Here is a 20,690-nt window from a genome sequence, read left to right on the forward strand (position 1 = left end):
CAAACGCCCTTTTTTCAACAACACCAAACCGTAAACCACTCTCATTACTCACTTCGATGTGCTCATGGAGGGTTTTTCAGGGGGGACTAAAGTAAATCAAGAAGGTGATGGATATGAAGGTGACACTACCGACAATGATTCCGATCCAGGTGGAGAAGGTAATGATAAAGGAGTTATAGAAAAAATATTCGATGACTTCACAGAAACACTTGTAGCAGATCTCGTAGGACCAGGCACTGACGAAGCAGACACCGCAGTAGAAGGCGAAGACGGCGAGAAGCAGAAGGATGAAGATGAAAGAGAATCAGGAAGCATATCTGTAACAGGACATAATGTAGGAGGAATTGGACCTATGCATATGGCTATAGAGTATACCGATGAGGCTGGAAAAACAAGCACACTCAGCGCAGGCCCGGAAGGAGGGAAGTTGGTTAGTGAGCCGAATCGCGCCTCAGATGCTCCTGAGAAGAATTCTACTATTGGTCGAGTTACACCACCAGAAGGAGTAACCACTAACGATTACATAAATGAATTGCGAAGGGCGGATGGAAAGTACTGTGACTGTGCAGATTATGATCTTTTTCCTGGTGTCTCTGACAGTTATAATTCGAATAGTTATGTGCGTGGATTAATTGAAGCTACAGGAGGTAAAGCTTCTGTAAATTTTGGAAATTATTATGGTGGAAATGACCCATTACCAGAACGTTATTTTAAATAGGGGTAAATATGAAAATTATTTTAGTTATATTGATCTTACTTACTATTAGCTTTGGTTTTGTGTTTAACTTTTATGAATATAAATATATTTCACTGGAAAATATTCCTGAGATTCAAATTTTATCATATGGAAAATCTGAATTATCACATCTTCAATTGAGCAATGAAATGCCAATTCGTTACAAATTAATTAGAGAAAAATATATTTTGATATTTGAGGTAGACAAAAAAAATCATTGGCCATCAATACTTGTTGGCTCAATGTCCCTGAATGGCGATGAGTTAATTATTGAAGATGTTAAAGTAGGATATTGTGGTGGTTTTGATGATGAAGTTATTCCATATAAAATGGATAACTTGAAAGCTTTGAGATATGTGTGGTCTCCTGCTTATAGGAAAAATTGTTCTGTAAAAAATAATCAAGAATACCTTCCAGATCAAATAATTAAGTTTAAGGTACAGAATAGAAACGGGGATCTTTTTGGAACAGAAGAACTACCTTTTTCTTTAATATCTAACGGGATTTATTACGAAATAGATGGGCTTTGAAAACTTAAAAAAATAAAAACTATCAGAAAGTGATAGATTGATTCTTGTGATTTACATTTCCATAATTCTTATAACCTTATCACTACTAATGTTTGTGTTTGGCATCTTATTATTTAAAGATAATCTGAAGTTATATTTCCATCTTAATCACAACTATCATGAAAGATGGAAAGAGTTAACTTCTCTCTTTGGTTTATATGGAAGTAGTAATCCATTTAAATGGTTCCCGTATATTTACAATGATCTTGATAATTCAGACTTTGTAATACTCAAACTTAAGAGAAATTTAAGAAGGAATTTTAAAATTTTTCTTCTTCTTTTTTCAGTCATTATACTTTTTCTATTCTTTTAATTTTTCTTACATTTTATAACGAATACCATCTAAGGCAACGAAGTGACATTATATACTGGTTTTTCTGCAAACAGAATCTGAATAAATTTCTAAAAGAAAAGGCGTTGATGAAAGAAAAATGGTGATGCAATTTATACTACTACAACGCCAGGTACTACGACCCAACACTTGGCAGATTCATCCAAGCCGATGCAATCATCGCAGACTTATTTGCACCACAAAATATTAATCCATACACATACGTACTGAACAATCCGTTGAAGTACACGGATCCGACGGGATATTTTGTGAATGGCCCTGAAGATGAATCTGTTTTTGTCCCGAATGACGCAAACAATTGTAGAGACGCATTGCAATGCGTCTCTACGGATGCTTCGTTCGGGACAAGAAAGAACATTGTCCGAGGAGGCCCTTCACATTCGTTCAAGGTGACGACAAATCAATACGGAATAGTGGGTGCCAGCAAGTTTTGTTAATAATTTCAATTATTTGCAGAAATATTACTCTTAGTACGGGTGTTTGTTTTTTAACTAGGTGTCAAAAAAGATAGCAAGATTATTTGACACCTGGTTAAAAAAGTAGCATCATTAGAACATGAAAAAAATCACAAAAAAGCGATATCTTTCTGATCAAGTTAAAGCAGATCTTGATCGAAAAATGGTTTTCCTTGGAGGACCTCGTCAAGTTGGAAAAACAACATTGGCGCTTCAGTTATTGAACAAATCGAAACATGGCTATCTGAATTGGGATGTTGCGGAAGATCGAGAGGCGATTTTAAAACGTGCTCTTCCTGATTCTTCCTGTTGGGTTTTTGATGAGATTCACAAATATCGTATGTGGCGAAATTATTTGAAGGGAATATATGACAAACACCATCAGGAAAGAAAAATTTTAGTCACTGGTTCTGCCAGACTTGATCTTTACCGTCGAGGAGGAGATTCGTTGCAAGGAAGATATCACTATTTACGTTTATATCCCTTGTCTTTTGCAGAATTAAAAATGAAATCTTCAAATGATGTAATAGAATTGCTAAAATTAGGAGGATTTCCAGAACCTTTTTTTTCAGGTTCCGATATTCAAGCAAAAAGATGGCAGCGCGAATATAGAACACGTCTTATTCAAGAAGATGTTGTATCACTCGAGCAACTTCATGATTTAGGGAATTTAGAATTGTTGATGTTACGTTTGCCAGAACTAGTGGGTTCACCATTATCCATTAATGCACTTCGTGAAGATTTACAGGTTAGTCATAAAACGCTCTCTAATTGGATCAACATTTTAGAGAGATTGTATGCTCTTTTTCGCTTATCTCCCTTTGGCAGTTCTAAAATTCGTGCAATCAAAAAGGAGCAAAAGCACTATCACATGGATTGGACATTAATAGAAGAAGAGGGAAGCCGTTTTGAAAACATGATAGCACTTCATCTCTTAAAATGGGTGCATTATAAACAAGATACTGAAGGGGCTGATTTGGAACTGTGTTATTTTCGAGATGTTGACGGTCGTGAAGTAGATTTTATTGTGCAAGAAAAGAAAAAACCACTTTTGGCTATTGAATGTAAATTTTCTGATGCGCCAATTGCAAAGGGATTATCTTATTTCAAATCCAAATTTCCTGAATGCGATACATGGCAGTTATCTGCAGTTGGAACAAAAGATTATGTGTCTGGAGACAAGATCCGAGTGGCTCCTTGTCATCGGTTTTTGGGAGAGTTAGTGTAAGAAGCTCTACTATCCAACGCTTGGCAGATCCGCCGGCACCTTGCCGGCAGGAAAGGACGAGCAATCTCCTCTCCAAAATCCATCATTTCGAACAAAAATTGTTTGAGAAGTTGAACCTGCTGAAAACTAAACATATCTTAGCTTGAAACTGGCTCTAAAAAAGCCTATTCTGCTGCAGGTTATGAAGGTGGCTATGATAATGCTAGAAAAAATGACCTGGGAAGAAATCAAAAAACTTTATCCTGGTGAGTGGGTTGCTATTGTAAATCACACAGGTGATACGAGTGCTCCATATGGAAACATACAAGGTGATGTTTTGTTTCACGAACAAGATGAAGGTCGTTTTACAGAACAGTTAAGGCAAGTAACCTTGGAGCAAACAATTGATATTCGATTTACAGGGAATATCCTTCCTGACAATCCAGTGGGACCCATTCTATGGCAGATTTCAAATACGAACTCTTAAAAGGGGTTCCTTTTCTTACGGCAATAATTACAGGAAAGCACCTTCAATTTTCAGGAAGATTTATTGTTGATACAGGAGCTGCAATGACAATAATTCGCACTCCAAGAATTGATGCTCTTGGTTACTCAGCAAATGAGGCTCTTCGGGTTTTTAATGTTGAATCGGTTATTGGAAAAGAAAAAGGATATACTATTAGGATAAAAAAGTTTGAGATTTTTAATAAATATTTCGATGATTTTGAAGTTGCAGCGCTAGATCTTCCTTCTCATTATCACATTGATGGACTTATTGGTATGAATGTTCTTGGTCAGTTTGATTGGTGCATGCATCCAAAGGAAGATATTATTTCATTAAGATAATATTTTTTTAACACAATCCAACAAAGAGACGAAGTGGGAAAGTGTCAATGAAAATCACATTTTTAAAATTTCTTGTTTTTATACTTTCCTGCTCTCTATACTCTTGTGCTCAAAATCAGATGATTACTTCTTCGTATGGAAGTGCACATTATACAGCGGAGCAAAAGAAAGAACTTAATAAATATGGAAATGAAGTAAGAAAACAAATTGTCGCTCATTGGGAAATTCCCAGTAATGATAGTGATGTGTTGAGTTTGTTAACTGCAAAAGTAAGCGTAAATATTAATCGTGCTGGTGAAATAACAAAAATGAATTTAGTTCATTCCTCAGGCAAGCTGGACTTCGATGAATCTTGTCTGCAAGCCATCAAAAAAATAAAAACTCTTCCGCTTCCTCCCAAACATTTAGAAAAAGAAGCTTTTGAGGAAGGGTTTATCATCTTATTCAATCCAATCTGATAGAGAGACCAAAGTATTCCTCACACCCAACCCCAACAAAGCACTTAAAACCCAATACTTAGCCCAGTATGCATCAAGAAGGTTCTTAAGCCTTTTTCTTTACTTCTAAAAAACTTCATAAAAACAGTAACTTCCAGTTGACACGTTGCGTAAAATCATATTTCTTGGCGTGTCGCATAAACGGGTTTTTGAAAATTTGCCATGAAAATACAGGAGATTGCCTATGAAGAAGATGAACCGTTGGTCTACGTTTACGAACTTTTTTCTTTTGTTTCTCCTCTTTCTCACTTCATGTGGCGGCACACAATCTCAAAAGGGAACACTCTCCACAACAACGGAGATACCAGATGACAGTTCTTTTTCCGAAGCATCTGTAGAAATTCCCGGACTTCGAACAGCTTCCTCAATTACCTACGAAAACAAAGACGGAAGCAGAACCACAGAGTTTAGTTCCGCGCCGGTCTATTACCTCAAAGGTGATGCGTGGCAGGATATCGATACCACGCTGAGTTCTGATATTGAAGATGATGACTTTGATCTTGGAGTTGAAAAATCTGAGCTCAAAGTTTTTTTCAAAGACACTGCAAGCAACGCCAACTTTATTACGCGCGCTTTAAACCTAGATACTGACACCTCTCCTTATGTGATGAAATTTATGGCAGGTGAGAGTGCTTTGTTGTGGCAATCCGAAAAAATGAGTATCGTGGATAAAGACGAAAAAGCTCTTTACGAAGAGAATGCTGTTCGTGCTGAGCGAAAAAATAGTGAAAACCAAATCTCATACGTAAATGTTTTTCAGAATGTTGACGAAAACTATATCGTTCTTCCCGAAAGTATTAAGCACAATGTTATCCTCAAGCAGAAATTTGACGATTTTTCAGATGCCAGCAAAGTCTTGCATACTGGAACGCTAAGCCTTCCACCAGAATTTGAAGTAATGGCAGATGAAACCTATCTTCAACCCGAAGAAAGTGTTGAAGCAAAATCATTCAAAATAAAAAAAGATGGAACAGAAAAATGGTATTATTTTTCAGCGCCTAGCATGTTCGAGCAAGATGGTGATGAAGAAATTCAAGGAACCTATAAACTTGAACGAACGCGCGAAGCCCTTCGCATCAGCATTCAGTTTGATTACGCTTGGATCCAAGATGCCAAACGCATTTTTCCGCTTGTGCTCGATCCTTCGGTGACACTTGAATCGAGCACGGCAAGTAGAACGGGTTACATCTATGGTAATGCCGGATCAAAAACGAGATCTTATTCTTCATCAGTCGGTATGAAAATTGGGGGAGCAAACGGAAATGTAAATTATTATCGCGGGTATGCCGAATGGGATATCAGCGCTATAGCAGATGCCACTTCCATTTCATCAGCTATTGTAAGGCTTCGTGATAGAGTGTGGAACGATGTCAGTGGCGATGGTTCTATGTCTACGAAGATCATAGAAATGAGTTTGCGGCCAACATCTTCAACTCCACAGCAAGTTTATGATGATATTAGTGACGGTCGTGATTACGGCTATATTCAATGGTTTGGAAAGAACACGACAAAAGATTTTACTTTCGATGCGACAGAACGCAGCCACGTTTTTAACAAACGCGGATTGGGTTGGTTTGCCATTGGCCTTCGTCTTTACAACGGAGTAGGTGACGACGCTGATAGTGTTTGGCTTCATACCAACACCACAAGCTCAACGTATCGTCCTAAACTCATTGTTACTTATGCAGCTCCTACAGATGGTGCCAGTTTTGTGACTGAAACAATACCTGATGGAACAGACCTTGAGGTAAACACAAACTTTACAAAAACGTGGACACTTCGCAATTCTGGTCAGACTACGTGGAACAATACTTACTGCCTTCATTATGCAAGTGATAATGTTGCTGGAACTTTAAGCACTAGTCAAAATCCTGTGTGTGTTCAAGGAACGGTTGCGCCAGGAAACAACTATATTTTTAGTGTTTCCATGCGCACACCTGCAAGTGCGCAAGCCAACGCAAGAGAAGATTGGTCATTTAAAAGAAACGGAACCACTATTCAAGTGAGTGCTTCGAATACCGTTTATGTTTTGATTGATGTGACAGCGCCTGCGCCGTTTCCGGCACCTGGCTTAGTAAGTCCTGCTAATGGGGCAACAGCTATTTCACGAACCGCGCGTTTGGATTGGAACAGCATCAACGGAGCGACAAATTATCGCGTGCAAGTAAGTACTTCAAGTGCGTTCAACAGTTTTCTCATCGACCATGCTGATGGAAATTCATATTACGATATGCAGCAGAATGATAATCTTCAGAGAAATACGTTATATTACTGGAGAGCCAGAGCTGGCTCAGCGGACAGAGGCGGAGAGTGGTCGGTTACGCGTAATTTTAGAACAGAAAATCTTACTGCTAGTTTTGTGAGTGAAACCTATCCTGATAATAATGTGGATGGAGCAGATGTTTTGGCCAACACTAACTTTACCAAAACATGGACCATTCAAAATACCGGAAACAGTACATGGACAAGCAGTCATTGCATTCACTTCTTGGGAACAAATGTTCCGGGTGGAAATCCTCTGAGCCAAAATACAAATGCCACCTGTATTGTGGGAAGTGTTGCGCCTAATAACAACTACACCTTTAGTGTTCCCATGCGCACACCCGCAAGTGGAACGGGTTTGCGAGATCGTTGGCAATTGCGCGATGGTTTCAATCAAAGCATTTTAGTGGATGGCTCGAATGAAATTTGGGCACTCATCGATGTTATTGCAGATCCATGCGGAACTGCTGGTGCAAGTTTGACCGTTACTTCACCAAATGGTGGAGAAAATTTACGCATTGGAAATAACTACACCGTTACCTGGAATGAGGTGGGAAATATTCAGCAGCTTCATATTCATCTCTATAAAGGGGCGAATGTTGTTTATGGCTTGAGCAATAATGCACCAAACAACGGTTCCTTTAATTTCTCCTTACAAGCAGACACTGTTCCGGGAAATGACTACCGCATTGGAATGTCAAACCTCCATGCCAATGGTGCTTGTGATGGAACGATTTACGATTTCTCCAATAATAATTTTACCGTATCTGCAGCACCATCAGCGCCAGTGCTTACTGCGCCTGCAAATGCGGTCAGTAATGTTTCTCGCACCGTTCGTTTAGACTGGAATGCTGCTTCAGGAGCCACAAGCTATAGAGTTCAAGCGAGTACCACGAATAACTTTTCAGCATTAGTTGTAAATGAACTTACTCCTTCAAACCAAACGCACTTTGATGTTCCTGCAAATAGATTTTCTTATGATACGCAATATTATTGGCGAGCACGAGGAGAAGACGCTTTAAGTGCTGGAGCATGGTCGGCCACTCGAAATTTCACCACCGAACAAGAGTTGCAACTTACAGCAGCGCTTGAGAGTGAATCTCATCAAGATGGAACAAGCGTAAATCCGCGCCAAAATTTCACCAAGCGTTGGACACTTCGTAACAACGGAGAAGTAACGTGGAACAGTAACTATGTGCTTCGTTATGTAAGTGGACCTATGAGCAACAGCCATGTGGATATTCCTTTGGGAACAAATGTTGCGCCTAATCAAACAAAGTCTTTCTACGTTTCGATGACCGCACCATTAAGTGGCCAAAATATTCAAGATGATTGGCAACTGCGCAGTGATACTGGAGGCGTTGTTCCTGTTGGTGGGTCGCAAACCGTTTGGGCACGAGTAAATGTGGCGGCAAATGATTCTGCAGAGTGGGTGGGCGAAACTATTCCGGATGACAGCGCACCGTTTACTCCAGGACAATCATTCACCAAAACGTGGACCATAAAAAACAGAAGTTCAGTCGCGTGGAACAGTGATTATTTCCTACGCCGCCGCGCAGTTGTAACTGAATTGAGTCAACAAAACACTCTTCCTATTTCGGGAAGTGTTGCGGTTGGTTCCAATTTTGTTTTCTCGGTAAATATGAGAGCTCCGCAACAAGCTGGTACCTATCGTGAAGAATGGGAACTTGTTGGACCAAGCGGAAGTGTGATTCAAATCCGCGGGGCTGATAATTCTTGGTCTACAGATAAAATTTGGGCAAACATTTCGGTTGCTGTTCCCGAAACGCCGCCAGATGGATTGCCTACTACAAACAGCTCCAATCCTACGTATGCCGAGATCAACCAAGAACTTTTGGCTCAAGCTGCAGCACATAATATTCCGCCTAATATTTTACAGACGGTTGCGTTTCAAGAGTCTAAGTGGAGACAGTTTCGAGACAGTAATAGTTCCGGATTATTCCATTGCGGAACAGCTCTTCCATGGAGTGCAGGTGATATTGTTTATGGATATGATTTTAATCCAAACGATTGTCCTAACATCATCAGTGTTGGTATAGGTCTTATGCAAATTACTATTCCCGTTACGAATACGGTGAATAATATTCAAAATGGAATCAACTGGGGTGATGCTACTTTGCACCAACAAGTTTCAGGAAACTGGCGAACCAATATTGAAAAGGCTATCGAAAAACTTAATGCCAGGTGGATGGAAAACATAGATTATCCAGGAGCAGCTGGATGCGATATCGACAAGCGTGTTATTGAAAACTGGTATTATCCCATTGCTTGGTACAATGGGCAGGGAGGTATTGATGGTGCATATGGTTATGTGAGAGACATCTATTCTTATATGCGCGGAGATACGTTTACAAATGCGCATGTAAGTCCCTATCTTACAACCCTTGCAAACATTGGTTCTCCTCAAGATATACCGGGTTACAGTGAAGTGATTTTTGAGAATGGCAATCAGCCTTATTCACTTGCTGAGCTTGTAGATAACGGTGGACGTATTCATCGTTGGACAGGTGGAAACAATTACAATGATGTAACCGATCTTGTTTCATCAGGAAACTGTGAATCAGGAACGGCAAATAATCTTTCCATTCCTTCTCAAGTGAAAGGACTCACGCTTACGCAAAATGGTGGTACGGTAAACTTTGAATGGAACGAAAATCCGCAAGATGAGACTGTTCAAGGCTATTATCTCTATACTCAAACCGTTGACGCAAACGGAACTCCGCAAGGAAATGAAGTTCGCTTCGGGCCAATCCAAGGTTCGGGTGTCAGTCAAAATCTTGCAGCTGGTCGTTATCGTTTCCAAGTAGCAGCTCTCAATGCTGCTGGAACTGGAACGCGTTCTAAGTCTTATCTCTTCAGTGTTGAAGCGGTTCAAGCGGGATTAGCTCAAGTGCAAGGTGTAACAACAGATGTTGATGATCATGATGTGCGCATTACCTGGAATGCTGTTGGCAATGCAAATAAATATCTCCTCGTATGGAAAACTACTGGATTTGCTGGCATTCCTCTAACAGGTTCGGCTGAAACAGACAGTACGACTTACTCCAAAGAAAATGCAAGCGAAGGGTCATTCCGTATCCAAGTAAAGGCCTGCAAAGAAGCTCCGTGGTATGATGTGTTTACGAAGGACGAATGTGGAGCATGGTCAGATGAAATTCAATTTAATGTTCCAGAAGCAAACTTCGACATTGCATGTACTGAGCTTCACAATAACAACATGGTTATGTCGAAGAGAATTGCTGTAAATGATATCAATAACTATTGTTTCAAGCTCCCCGCAAACGTTGATGTAGTAACAGTTCAGATGGGTGGGAAGGGATTAGTATATCCGAAGGATGCAGATCTTTATCTAAAACAAGGATCGCCGATTGCAGCAAATGAAATAGGACCTCGTCTTCCATGTCCTGATCCAGACGTCAAAAAACGTGATACAGATTGTTATCGAGATAGCATTAATCCTATTTTCATTGCGCCAGCTCATGGAAGTTCATTTGAATCTGTAACTTTATATAATCCTCCAGCTGGAAAGTACTATGTGGCTGTCCATGGAAGTTCGAGTATGAATCGGATAGTTGGCGATGATAAAAGTTTGAATTACTTTATTAAACTCCATTATCATGGCGTAGCTCGCGAAGGACTTCCAAATGGGTTTGTTCTAAATAGAAATGGACCATCAAATGTGTTTAGCCCAGTTAATCCAGATGCAGGTGATTGGTGGTCAGTTGAACGAACTTGTGCAAGCAATTGGCAATTAGCGCAAGACGCAGGATGGGGACCGTGCAATCCTACAGTCACAATTAATGGTTCAAGTGGTATAGGTGTAGTAACAGCAACTCAAGCTGGGCAAAATAATCTTTCTTGTTATTCAAACTGTCGAAGTAATCATCACGATAAAGGAGATTGGGATTCAAGAGATTTCAATCTTTCAGATGGTACTGATAATGGTGAGAATTTATATGCAGCTCTTTCAGGAACAGTTATTTTTAAGGGAAGTAATGGGGGTTATGGTCAAGAAGTAGTGATTCAATCCGATATCGATGCAAACTTTGCTGTACGTTATGCTCATATGAAATCGTGGGCAAACAATTTGGAAGTAGGTCAACATATAGATGCTGGAACCTTGATTGGTCAAATTGGTGGAACAGGTGGCTATAAACCTCACTTGCATTTTAACCTCCATAAAAACATCGCACTTAACACTGCGAGTGGAACTCCAATGAATCAAGAGGGACTCAATACAAGCTTGCGTGGTGGAATGCATTCATCAACATTCTATTCAGCCTTTGTTCCACTTGATATAAATGACTATCTTGATCTTCCTTCAAATGGCAGTAAAACCTGGACCATTGTGGAATCACGTTGTCCGGTTGATCTCAGCGTAACCGATAGCCAAGGAAGAAAAGTGGGCAAGGGTGCGTTTGGCACAATGGACCTCGAGATTCCAGAAGTTGAATATTACACCGTTCATGCTGGAGTGGATGAGTACGAACTCTTAGCACTTCCAAATGTAAATGTAGGAAATGATTATCAAGTGAATATTGTGGGCGCGGGAGATGGCGAATTTAACGTTGCTATTTCTTCACCAGATGCTCCACCTCAACACATTGATAACCTTGCTTATCTTGGTGAACGTGTAAGTCCGGAAATTAGCGCAAAGCTAAATATTGCTTCGCTAAATAGTTCTCGTCCATTAATGATTCAAAATGAAAATGGTGCTTATATTCCAGAACTCAACTTCGATGAAGATGATGCTGCACAATATAATGCTCCAGCTCCTCAGATTGAAAATATTTCCAGCCGAGTTCTTTCTCGTGGTGGAAGCTTGATTATTACCGGAACAAACTTGGGTGGTTTGGCCAATGCACTTTCTGGAGAAGTAGACCTCATTCAAAATCATGATATTTATCGACCGTTCAAAATTCAATCATGGCAGCAAAATCAGATAGTGCTTGATTTTGAGGTCGATGTTCCATTTGGAGAGTATCAACTTCGTTTGATGGTGTATCCATCACGTCTTCTCTCAAATAAAATTGTCGTTGATGTGATTGATGGCGCATCTACTCCTGTGCTTGAGAAATTATCTACTCCTTATGCGCTTGCAGATAGAGATGGAAATAGGCTTGAGCTTTCAGGAAGAAATTTTGCAGGTGCTGCAAGTGTTCGCATCGGAAATCAAAACCTTCAAGATACCTATGTAGCATCGCAAGGTTTTATTCATGGAACACTTCCAAGATTTGCTGTTGGAACATATAACGTCGTTGTGAATAATGGCAATGGTCGTCAATCTGCGCAGATTCATCAAATACAGTACATAGATCCAAATGGTGATCTCGATAGTGATGGTATTTTGAATCAAGTTGAACTTCTTAACGGAACGAATCCTGGAAACATCGATACCGATGGCGATGGCGTGAAAGATGGTGTTGATGATCTTCCAACCGATGAAAGTGAATCTGTTGATACCGATGGGGATGGTATTGGAAATAATGCAGATACCGACGACGACAACGATGGTGTCAATGATACGCAAGATCTTTGTCCACTTGTGAGCGATCCGAACCAAAGCAATGTTGATGGTGATGCTGCGGGTGATGTATGCGATGAAGATGCCGATAATGATGGCGTGCTCAATCAACTTGATGCCTTCCCGCTTAATGCAAATGAATCACTTGATACCGATGAAGATGGCATTGGAAACAATGCCGATCTTGATGATGACAACGATGGTGTGAACGATGCGCAAGATGCATTTCCCTACAATTCAAACGAGACAGCAGACACCGATGGCGACGGCATTGGCAACAATGCAGATACCGATCGTGATAACGATGGGGTTGACAATGTAAACGATGCCTTCCCGCTTGATCCAAATGAATCGGCAGATACCGACAACGATGGCATTGGCGACAACGTCGATCTTTGTGCTGATACGCAAGGTTTGGCCGGTGCCGATGGCTGCGCTGCAAATCAGTCTCCGTTGCTTATCGATGGAAGTATGGAAGCTGCAAACCTAGATGCATGGCCAGCTAGCGGGAATCCGGTAGTGAGAGAAAAAACAAATGCTGAAGCTGAAAGTGGTGTGCAAAGTTTACACCTTAGCACTGTTGGTGCTGCAAATGCTGGTGTAAGACAAAACAATATTCCAGTGGAAGCTGGAAAGTGGTACGAATTTTCCTTCAGCTATCAATTGCTTCAAGGCCAAATTAAACCTGTGCTTGTTACAAGTGGCAGTGCAGACTTCGAAGGATTACTTCCACTTATTAGTAACACTGAAAATGGATGGCAGACCTACACCAGACAATTCCAAATTCCTCTCAACTTTGTGGGAGAGCTTGGCGTTCTTATCACCGCAGTTAATGCAGATGTTTATCTTGATGAGATAAACATTCGCAGCATTCCAGGGCCGCGACTTGTACTCGATGGAAACATGGAAGAAGAGGGCGTTGGCGCTTGGAATTCTTACGGTAGTCCGGCGCAAAAGCTGAAAACAGCTGAAAAATCTTTAAGCGGAGTTCAGAGTCTCTACCTCGATACCGAAGGTGCAGGTGGTGGAGTGCAGCAGTTGGATATTCCACTTGAAGCGGGTGAATGGTATGAATATTCTTTCCACTATCAATTGCAGCAAGGTGAAATAAGAACTTTACTTGGCATCAATTCTTCAAACATCGACTTTGAGAATGCGCTTGCCATCATCACCAACCAGAGCAATACGTGGCAGACCTACACCAGACAATTTCAAGTGCCTGCAGATTATGCGGGTGGATTGCGCTTTGTTATCAACACCAAAAATGCACGTGTCTATTTGGATGATGTGAGCATCACGCCAATTGCGGGTCCAGACATTGTGCTCGACGGCAACATGGAAGCGGTAGGTGTTGGTTCATGGTCATCTTACGGCAGTCCTGCGACGAAAGAAAAAACTGCAGTTGAATTTGCGGATGGTCAGCATAGCTTGCACATCAGCACGTTGGGTTCAGCAGGCGGAGTTCAACAGCTTGATCTTCCGGTTGAAGCGGGTCAGTGGTACGAATATTCTTTCCAGTACCTCATGAAAAAAGGTGAAATAAAACCTCTATTGGGAATCAATTCGTCAAACACCGATTTCGAAGGCAACGGAGCAGTGCTTCGTGATCAAAGTGGAACTTGGAAGTCATATGTGCGGCAATTCCAGGTTCCAGCTGGTTTTGCGGGTGGCTTACGATTAGTGATTAATACTCGGGATGCCGATCTCTATCTTGATGCTGTTCGAATCATCCCCATTGCAAACCCACTTACCATTCTTGATGGTGACATGGAATCAGATACCTTAAGTGCTTGGCAAGCTTATGCAAGCCCGGCTCTTTTAGAAAAAGTTTCAGATTCTGTGCACGGTGGAAGCCGTAGTTTGTACATACAAACTCCTGATGCAACTGGGCGAAATCAAGGTGGTGTGCAGCAGCTGCAGGTCAACGTTGAACCAGGGCGTCGTTATCGTTTTTCTTTCTGGTACAAGTCTCACGGAATGTCTCTTCCTCGGCTTGGAGCGGGAGATTCAAACAATGACTTCGAGTTTGTAGGTTGGGATGAAAATGGACAGCCATTGTATCCTGTGTTTACAAGGTCGGCAGCAGGGTGGACCTATTATGAACGAGAATTTATAGCACCAGATACCGATGACTTCCGTGCCGTCTTTATTGTTTATGATGGAGAAGTATCACTGGATGGGCAAAGCTATATCGAATATGAGTTTGGCCAACTTTGGTTGGATGACGTTCAGATTACACCCTTGAATTAGTCTCATAAGAACACGTTAAAAGGGGGAGCATGCTCAAACATGCTCCCTTTTTTGTGTGTGTTCGGTGAACATGTTCAGTATTTCGAACAGAAAACGAAAATAAGTGCAGGTTTTCGGATCATTGCCAAAAAAAAGTCAGGAAAAGATTGTTCTCTTCCTAAAAATAAGTAGCTTCGGCAAAGCTGCTTATTACAAGGCTTTGCGGACTACCATTAGAAAAAAGTTAGAAAGTGAGAAAACCATGCAATCTCTTTGTTCCCTTTTCCGTAACAGTATTTTGTCCCTCATTCTGCTCACTCCCTTTTTGCTCAGCGCCTGTAGTGGTGGATCTTCAGAGGGGAGTGCGAATACATCCGCGTCAGCATCAGCTGGAAAGTACGCTTCAGTTAAGCGAGCAAAGGTTGATTATGAACACAGGGGAGTTTTGTATGCTTTTCTAAATTCAGCTCGAACACGAGAAATTGTTTTGATCATGCCATTTTATAAATCATACCCTGGCGAACAGTTTGAGCTTGGTACAAACGATGTTGATGATGAAAGCAATTACGGCAAAGGCATTCTTTTTATGCATGAATTTGAGCCAAATAAAAATGGAAATATTACTTTTAATGATATTCCATCTGAAAAGTTTAGCCTTACGGGTTCCTGGATTTCCACATCAGGAATGGTTGACGTTGAAGAAGCTGGAATTAAAAATGGGGATAAGCTCAAAGGTCTCATTCATGAAGTAGATTTTGTTCAGTTTGATCTCAAAACGAACAAACCACTTTTAGATGGTAAAGTGAACAGTTTGTCCGAAGAAGAATTTTCTGCAGAAATTAGTGAGGGTGGAATCGATGATATTGTAATTACAAATCTGGATAAACTTTCAGGTACACTAGGAACTCAAGTAAGGATGAGAGCACACAATCTTCCGTCAGAAGTGAAAGTTCGTTTCGAAGCTTGTGCAGACGAAATGCCAACTGAAATAATGGATGAATATAATTTTACTGTAAACGTTACTAGCTATTGTTCAGATGCACGTTTTCACGTTGAAGATAAATCTGATCAAACTAATTTTTATACGCTTGGTTTAGCATTCAAGTTTGATAAACTTCCTCAACACACGACAACGGAAATTTCATCGGTCGCAGAGAATGCAGTGTTTGATAAAGCTGTCTATGATGCCGCCAGCGGAAACCTTTACATTCACTATCAAGACAGCGAAAAAATCTTGGTTTATTCTTCACTTCAATCTGGTTTTCTTCAGAGCATTTCGCTTCCTCATGCTGCACGCACGTTTGATCTTGCTTTCGACAAACCCTACATTCTTATTTCAAAAGAAAATCAACTTTTTCTTTTAGACAGCAACTTTGAAGTATTCAAAACCTGGACAGTGGAAGGTGACAACATTTTGGATATTGCGATTACTGCAAATAAAGAAGCTCTTATTTTATCTGGCGAATCGCAAGACAGCAAAAATCTTCATCTTGTTTCGTTAAGTTTTGATGATCAAGAACTCAAAAATGTTGAAGAACTTTCAAGTTTTAGTTTAGCAAAAGATCCAAGAGGTGAAGTGAAGTTTCAAGTGAGAAAAGATAGAAAAGCAGTTCTTATTTCAGATGCTGAAAAAAGTTTTTCTAAAGTAGTAAGTCTAAATGAAGATGGAAACTGGAAAAACTACAACTCAGATCTCCTTCCGTTGAACACGGTATTGTTGATGCATCCCAACAAAGACGAATTATTTACAGATGAAGCTGTAGTTGATTATGAGCACAAAGTTATCTCGGATCTTGCGATCAAAAAACTTCTCCCAGCTTTAGGTGCCGATGCACAAGTGGTGGGAAATATTGATGCCGATGGCAATGTGGTACTTGCCGCAAACAAATACTTTGAAGTGTACAGCTCTGACAGTGAACGTCTTTTCACGTCCATGTTGGGAGATTACGAATCTGATGCAGCAGCATTTGGGCCAGTTCGCTTTGTGGGATTTGCACAAGATGAAACGCAGCTTCTTGTGTTAACGCAACATAGAGTATTTGAATACTACTACCCAGAAATTCAAGCTGAACTCTCGGAGTAGTTCTGTAAGTTTTTCTGAGAAGAAAGGCTGAAAACTATTGATTGTTCAGCATATTTTTGGCAAATACCTTGCTTATGCCGAATGAAAACCGGAAGCAAATTACAGAGCATTTGCACAACTTGAATGGTGGTCTTTCCGTTGTGAAGAGTTTTATTTTCCACCTTGATTCTTGCTCGCTTGAAGGTGAATTACGCGAACTTCACGAAGCGGCGAAGAGAAATCTAGAGCATTCCATTCGTACCACAAAAGAACTTTCACATCTCATCCAGTACCTCGACAAGCTTTAGTGGTGAAAGCAGCGTAACCACGTGACCTGCCGGTTACAGGCAGGGGATCTAGTAATTCAAACATTGTGCCGTCATCCTGAGAGTAACGAAGGATCTCCTCTGACAATTTGTAATTGTGAATCACCTGAGGAGATTGCCACGTCGTTTAACAACACTCCTCGCAAAGACAGCAAATTGGTCGAATTACTGGATTTCCGTTTCCCTCCAAAAACATTGGCGGGCGGGAGGGTATGAGAATGACAGCTAAAATCGTGCTTGGAGTTGTTTGAAGTGCTCGCTTACTTCAGGGACTTCAGGGACTTCATGTGTGAGGGATTTGAGGGTTGCTAATAAACCTTCTGCATTTTTTTTGCGGTCACTTTCAAGATAAATTTCAACCAAGGTTCCATATAAGCTATAGCGCATATTTGCCGAAAGGTGTTCATGGTTGTCGTAGTTCATCGCTTCCAGCAAATAATGTTCAGCTCGTTCATATTTTTTCTGGTGATATAAAGCATCTCCAAGTGCGATAAGAATTTCTGCACGTTTTTTCCTCACAAACACACTCGATTTTCCCTTTGGCCCGCTTGAAAAATCAAGCGCAGCCTCAAGGTATTCAGCAGCATTAGAGGCTTCTCCTAGTTCACTCAAAATAAAACCAAGGTTTACCATTATTTCAGCTGTAACTGTTTCACTTTCAATATGCTGTGAAAGCGTAAGTGCTTCACGGTAATGCTTTGCGGCTTGTTTAGGTTTTTGCTGAAGCAAATGGATGCTTCCCATTCCATTTAAAACTCGAATGTTCAGTTGAAGTAAATGATGTTCAGATGCAATTTTCAATGCCGCTTTATAGTGTTTCATGGCGTGAGAAAATTCCTGCAGTGATGGATGTCGGTAGGCTTCGCCCAAGAGATAATGTTTCGAAGCCGCTTTTTCTTCTGCTGCGTGTTGAGTTGAAGTTTGAAGTTCTTGCATCAAGATGGGAATGGCATCTTTTGCTTTGCCCAAACGAAAGAGCGTTTCGCCAAGTTCATTGTTGTCTACCAAGTCTTGTTGCTTTTTGGGTAGTTTTTTTGCAGCTGTTGCGTTTTGTTCAAAAATTGTTGCAGCAGACTTTGCCTTTCCAGCTCTCAACTCAACTGACGCCAAATAGTTGCTGAGCCTTATTTTCCAGGCATCAGGATATTCTTGAAATAAAACAAGCTTTAGTGCTTCATGAAAATATTTTTCTGCTTCACGCGTGTTTCGTTTTCGAAGGCTTAATAAACCTTTTTGTTCGAGTGCTTTGATAGAAAATGTTTTGAGTATTTTTTCAGGAACCTGAAGTTGCTCAATTTTTTGTAATGCTTCAAAACTTAAATCGTCTTGTTGTGCACGTTCATAAAGATTGCTTAAGTGAATGAGACAATCTACCTTTTCATTTAAGTTGTCTTCTGAAAGCTCAGTGTAAAGTTGTCTGCAATAATCAATAGCTGCATAATTATGATTGTGTTTCAGTTCAAAAGGAATAAGTCGCTTTAAGGCTTCAACTCTTACTTCGCGTTTTGATCCATGTGCCAAATAATAATCAAGTTCATCTTGGCTTGTAGCCTCAGCCGATAACACTGTAACAATGGCATCGTGAAGAGCGTAGCTTTCTTTGTTTGGAAGTGTTTGAGAAATAATTTTTGCTACCATTCCATTGTTGAAAGTGTAAGTCGCATCTTCATTTCTTTTGATGTAAGCACTTTCTACCAAATGTGGAAGTTGCGTTATACACGTTGCATCTGACAAGCATGCTTCAAGTTCATTAAGTGAAACAGCTCTTTTCCAACATGAAAAAACTGCGGCGAGAGTTTTTAACTTTGGTTCCAACTGTTGATACCAGTTTAAGGTAGTTTCCTTCAAAGATTTTGAAGGACCAGAATGTGAAAAATCAATTCCAATTTGCTTTAACGTTTTTGCATCAGGTCTCCCGGCTAAAGTGAAAAGCTTTCCGCGGGAAATCATTTGTTCAAGGTGCTCGGTCAAGTAAAGTGGATTTCCTTCCGTTACGTTCAAGAGTTGATCCACAACACTTTCCTCAGGTTTTTCTCCCAAAAGATTTTCCAAATATTCTGAAACTTCCTCATGCGAAAAAGGATTGAGTTCAAGTGATGTTACAAAATCATTTTTTAACCCCAAGTTCAGACAAAATGATTCGGGTGAAAGACGTTCGGAATTGAGGGTGCAGAGGAGGAGATAACGTTTGTTTTCTTTATCTTTAATTTTTTGCTGGAGTTCCAGTTTTTTCAAAAGATGTTTAAGCCCGTGAAGCAACTCTTCTTTTTGGCCGAAACCATTTTTTTCATCAAAGAGAAGGTCAAGATCATCAATTAATACGCAATGCACAAAAGGTTCAGAAGAATTTTCTTTTTCCAACATTTCTTCCAAGGTGTTTAAATTTTCCTGACGAGAAAGATCAAGATGATGTACAAACATTTCTTGCTGTTGAGCATAAGCTTTTACGTATTCAAGAAGTCTTGTTTTTCCAATTCCAGTCGGACCGGTAAGAGCAAGGACGGGAATATGTGAAGTATCAGCACGAAGCTGCTCGCATACATTTTCTAAAAAGAGATGCTCTTTTTTTCTGCCAATGAGTTTTCCTTTTTTAGGTAAATAGGCAAGCAAGGTCTCTTTACTTTCTGGTTGATGTTGATGAGGGCTTCTGTATTGCAGTGCCTGTGCGGCAATGCCGGAAGTGCTGTAGCGATCATCAGGATTTTTTGCCATGAGTTTCAAAATAATTCTATCCAAATAATGCGGAATTTCTTGTCTATATGCTGAAGGTGGTTTTGGCTCAGAATTCATGTGCGCCAAAAGTGTTGCTTCCATATCACGCTTCATATTTTTTTTGCGATCGAAAGGTTGAATGCCAGTAAGTAAATAATAAAAAGTAACTCCAAGCGAATAAAGATCACTCCGATGATCTGGCTTTTGCCAATTTTCGTGTCTAAATGTTTCACTAAAACGCTTGAGATGCGCTACCATTTCAGGCGGCATGTAGTTTGGAGTTCCACCCGCGCGAGAATTTTCACGGAACGAAGCAAGACCGAAATCAATTAAGGCAAGTTCGGGATGCTTTCCCTTTTTTCGCAACAATAAATTCTGAGGTTTGATATCAAGGTGCAACAGCTGCTGATTGCGCAAATATTCAAGTGCGCGCAAAGCTTGAAGCAATAAATCTTCAATCACATTTACTTCAGCCATTACTAAGGTGCTCAAGTCACCGTGTGGAAAAAGTTCGGTCGTGAAAAAATATTTTTCAAGCTGAGGATCAAAACCAAAATCATAAATTTTCGAAATGTGGGGATGGGAAAGATTTTTTAAAATCGCAAATTCATTTTTGAACTGTCCTGCAACCAGTTCTTTGTCTTTTATGGGAGACCAGTTGAGAAACTTGAGGGCCAGCTCGCGTTTTGTCTTGTCACTTGCCTTCCAAACGGTTCCCCCCATGCCTTTAGAAATTTCATGGAGGAGGGTGTATTGGCCAAGTACCAAGTGGTTTTCATTTTCTGACCCAAATTCAGGACGGTAAAATGCCATGTTTGTAAGTATACCAGAAAGGGCTTTGTGAAGTATAGGTGTTTTCTGAATAAAATCAGCTAGATAGTAGTTTTGGCTC

At 40.4% G+C, this 20,690-nt stretch carries 10 protein-coding genes and 1 pseudogene; 10 read left to right on the forward strand and 1 reads right to left on the reverse strand.

Annotated elements, in window-relative coordinates; genetic code table 11:
• The first annotated feature begins 64 nt into the window (after positions 1-64).
• The 10 genes and pseudogenes from COV43_08760 (at position 65) to COV43_08805 (ending at position 17,068) form a co-directional block, all read left to right on the forward strand.
• Positions 65-718: a hypothetical protein gene (locus COV43_08760; protein ID PIR24717.1), complete on the forward strand. Its 654-nt coding sequence runs from the start codon at positions 65-67 to the stop codon at positions 716-718.
• An 8-nt stretch (positions 719-726) separates the two neighbouring features.
• Positions 727-1,266 carry a hypothetical protein gene (locus COV43_08765; GenBank protein PIR24718.1) on the forward strand — a complete coding sequence of 180 codons (540 nt, stop codon included), beginning with the start codon at positions 727-729 and terminating at the stop codon, positions 1,264-1,266.
• 483 nt (positions 1,267-1,749) lie between these two features.
• Positions 1,750-2,094 (forward strand): annotated as a pseudogene (locus COV43_08770) (hypothetical protein).
• 127 nt (positions 2,095-2,221) lie between these two features.
• The gene (locus COV43_08775; GenBank protein PIR24751.1) at positions 2,222-3,340 is read left to right on the forward strand and encodes an AAA family ATPase; all 1,119 of its coding nucleotides are present in this window, start codon (positions 2,222-2,224) and stop codon (positions 3,338-3,340) included.
• A gap of 142 nt (positions 3,341-3,482) precedes the next feature.
• Complete coding sequence (locus COV43_08780; protein ID PIR24719.1) at positions 3,483-3,806, forward strand: hypothetical protein; 324 nt, start codon at positions 3,483-3,485, stop codon at positions 3,804-3,806.
• Positions 3,779-4,165 carry a hypothetical protein gene (locus COV43_08785; protein PIR24720.1) on the forward strand — a complete coding sequence of 129 codons (387 nt, stop codon included), beginning with the start codon at positions 3,779-3,781 and terminating at the stop codon, positions 4,163-4,165. The genes COV43_08780 and COV43_08785 overlap by 28 nt, the downstream gene beginning before the upstream one ends.
• 47 nt (positions 4,166-4,212) lie before the next feature.
• Positions 4,213-4,623: a hypothetical protein gene (locus tag COV43_08790; GenBank protein ID PIR24721.1), complete on the forward strand. Its 411-nt coding sequence runs from the start codon at positions 4,213-4,215 to the stop codon at positions 4,621-4,623.
• A 223-nt stretch (positions 4,624-4,846) separates the two neighbouring features.
• Positions 4,847-14,719, forward strand: coding sequence for a hypothetical protein (locus tag COV43_08795; protein PIR24722.1), 9,873 nt, complete (start codon positions 4,847-4,849; stop codon positions 14,717-14,719).
• Between the two features lie 241 nt (positions 14,720-14,960).
• Entirely contained in the window at positions 14,961-16,781 is a 1,821-nt protein-coding gene (locus COV43_08800) for a hypothetical protein (GenBank protein ID PIR24723.1), read from the forward strand.
• 56 nt (positions 16,782-16,837) lie between these two features.
• Positions 16,838-17,068, forward strand: a complete 231-nt coding sequence (locus tag COV43_08805; GenBank protein ID PIR24724.1) for a hypothetical protein — start codon at positions 16,838-16,840, stop codon at positions 17,066-17,068.
• 243 nt (positions 17,069-17,311) lie between these two features.
• Here the strand turns inward: COV43_08805 and COV43_08810 are convergent, their stop codons facing one another.
• Positions 17,312-20,611, reverse strand: coding sequence for a hypothetical protein (locus tag COV43_08810; GenBank protein PIR24725.1), 3,300 nt, complete (start codon positions 20,609-20,611; stop codon positions 17,312-17,314).
• Between the last annotated feature and the right edge of the window lie 79 nt (positions 20,612-20,690).

Source organism: Deltaproteobacteria bacterium CG11_big_fil_rev_8_21_14_0_20_42_23, from assembly GCA_002796345.1.
GTDB lineage: Bacteria > UBA10199 > UBA10199 > 2-02-FULL-44-16 > 2-02-FULL-44-16 > 1-14-0-20-42-23.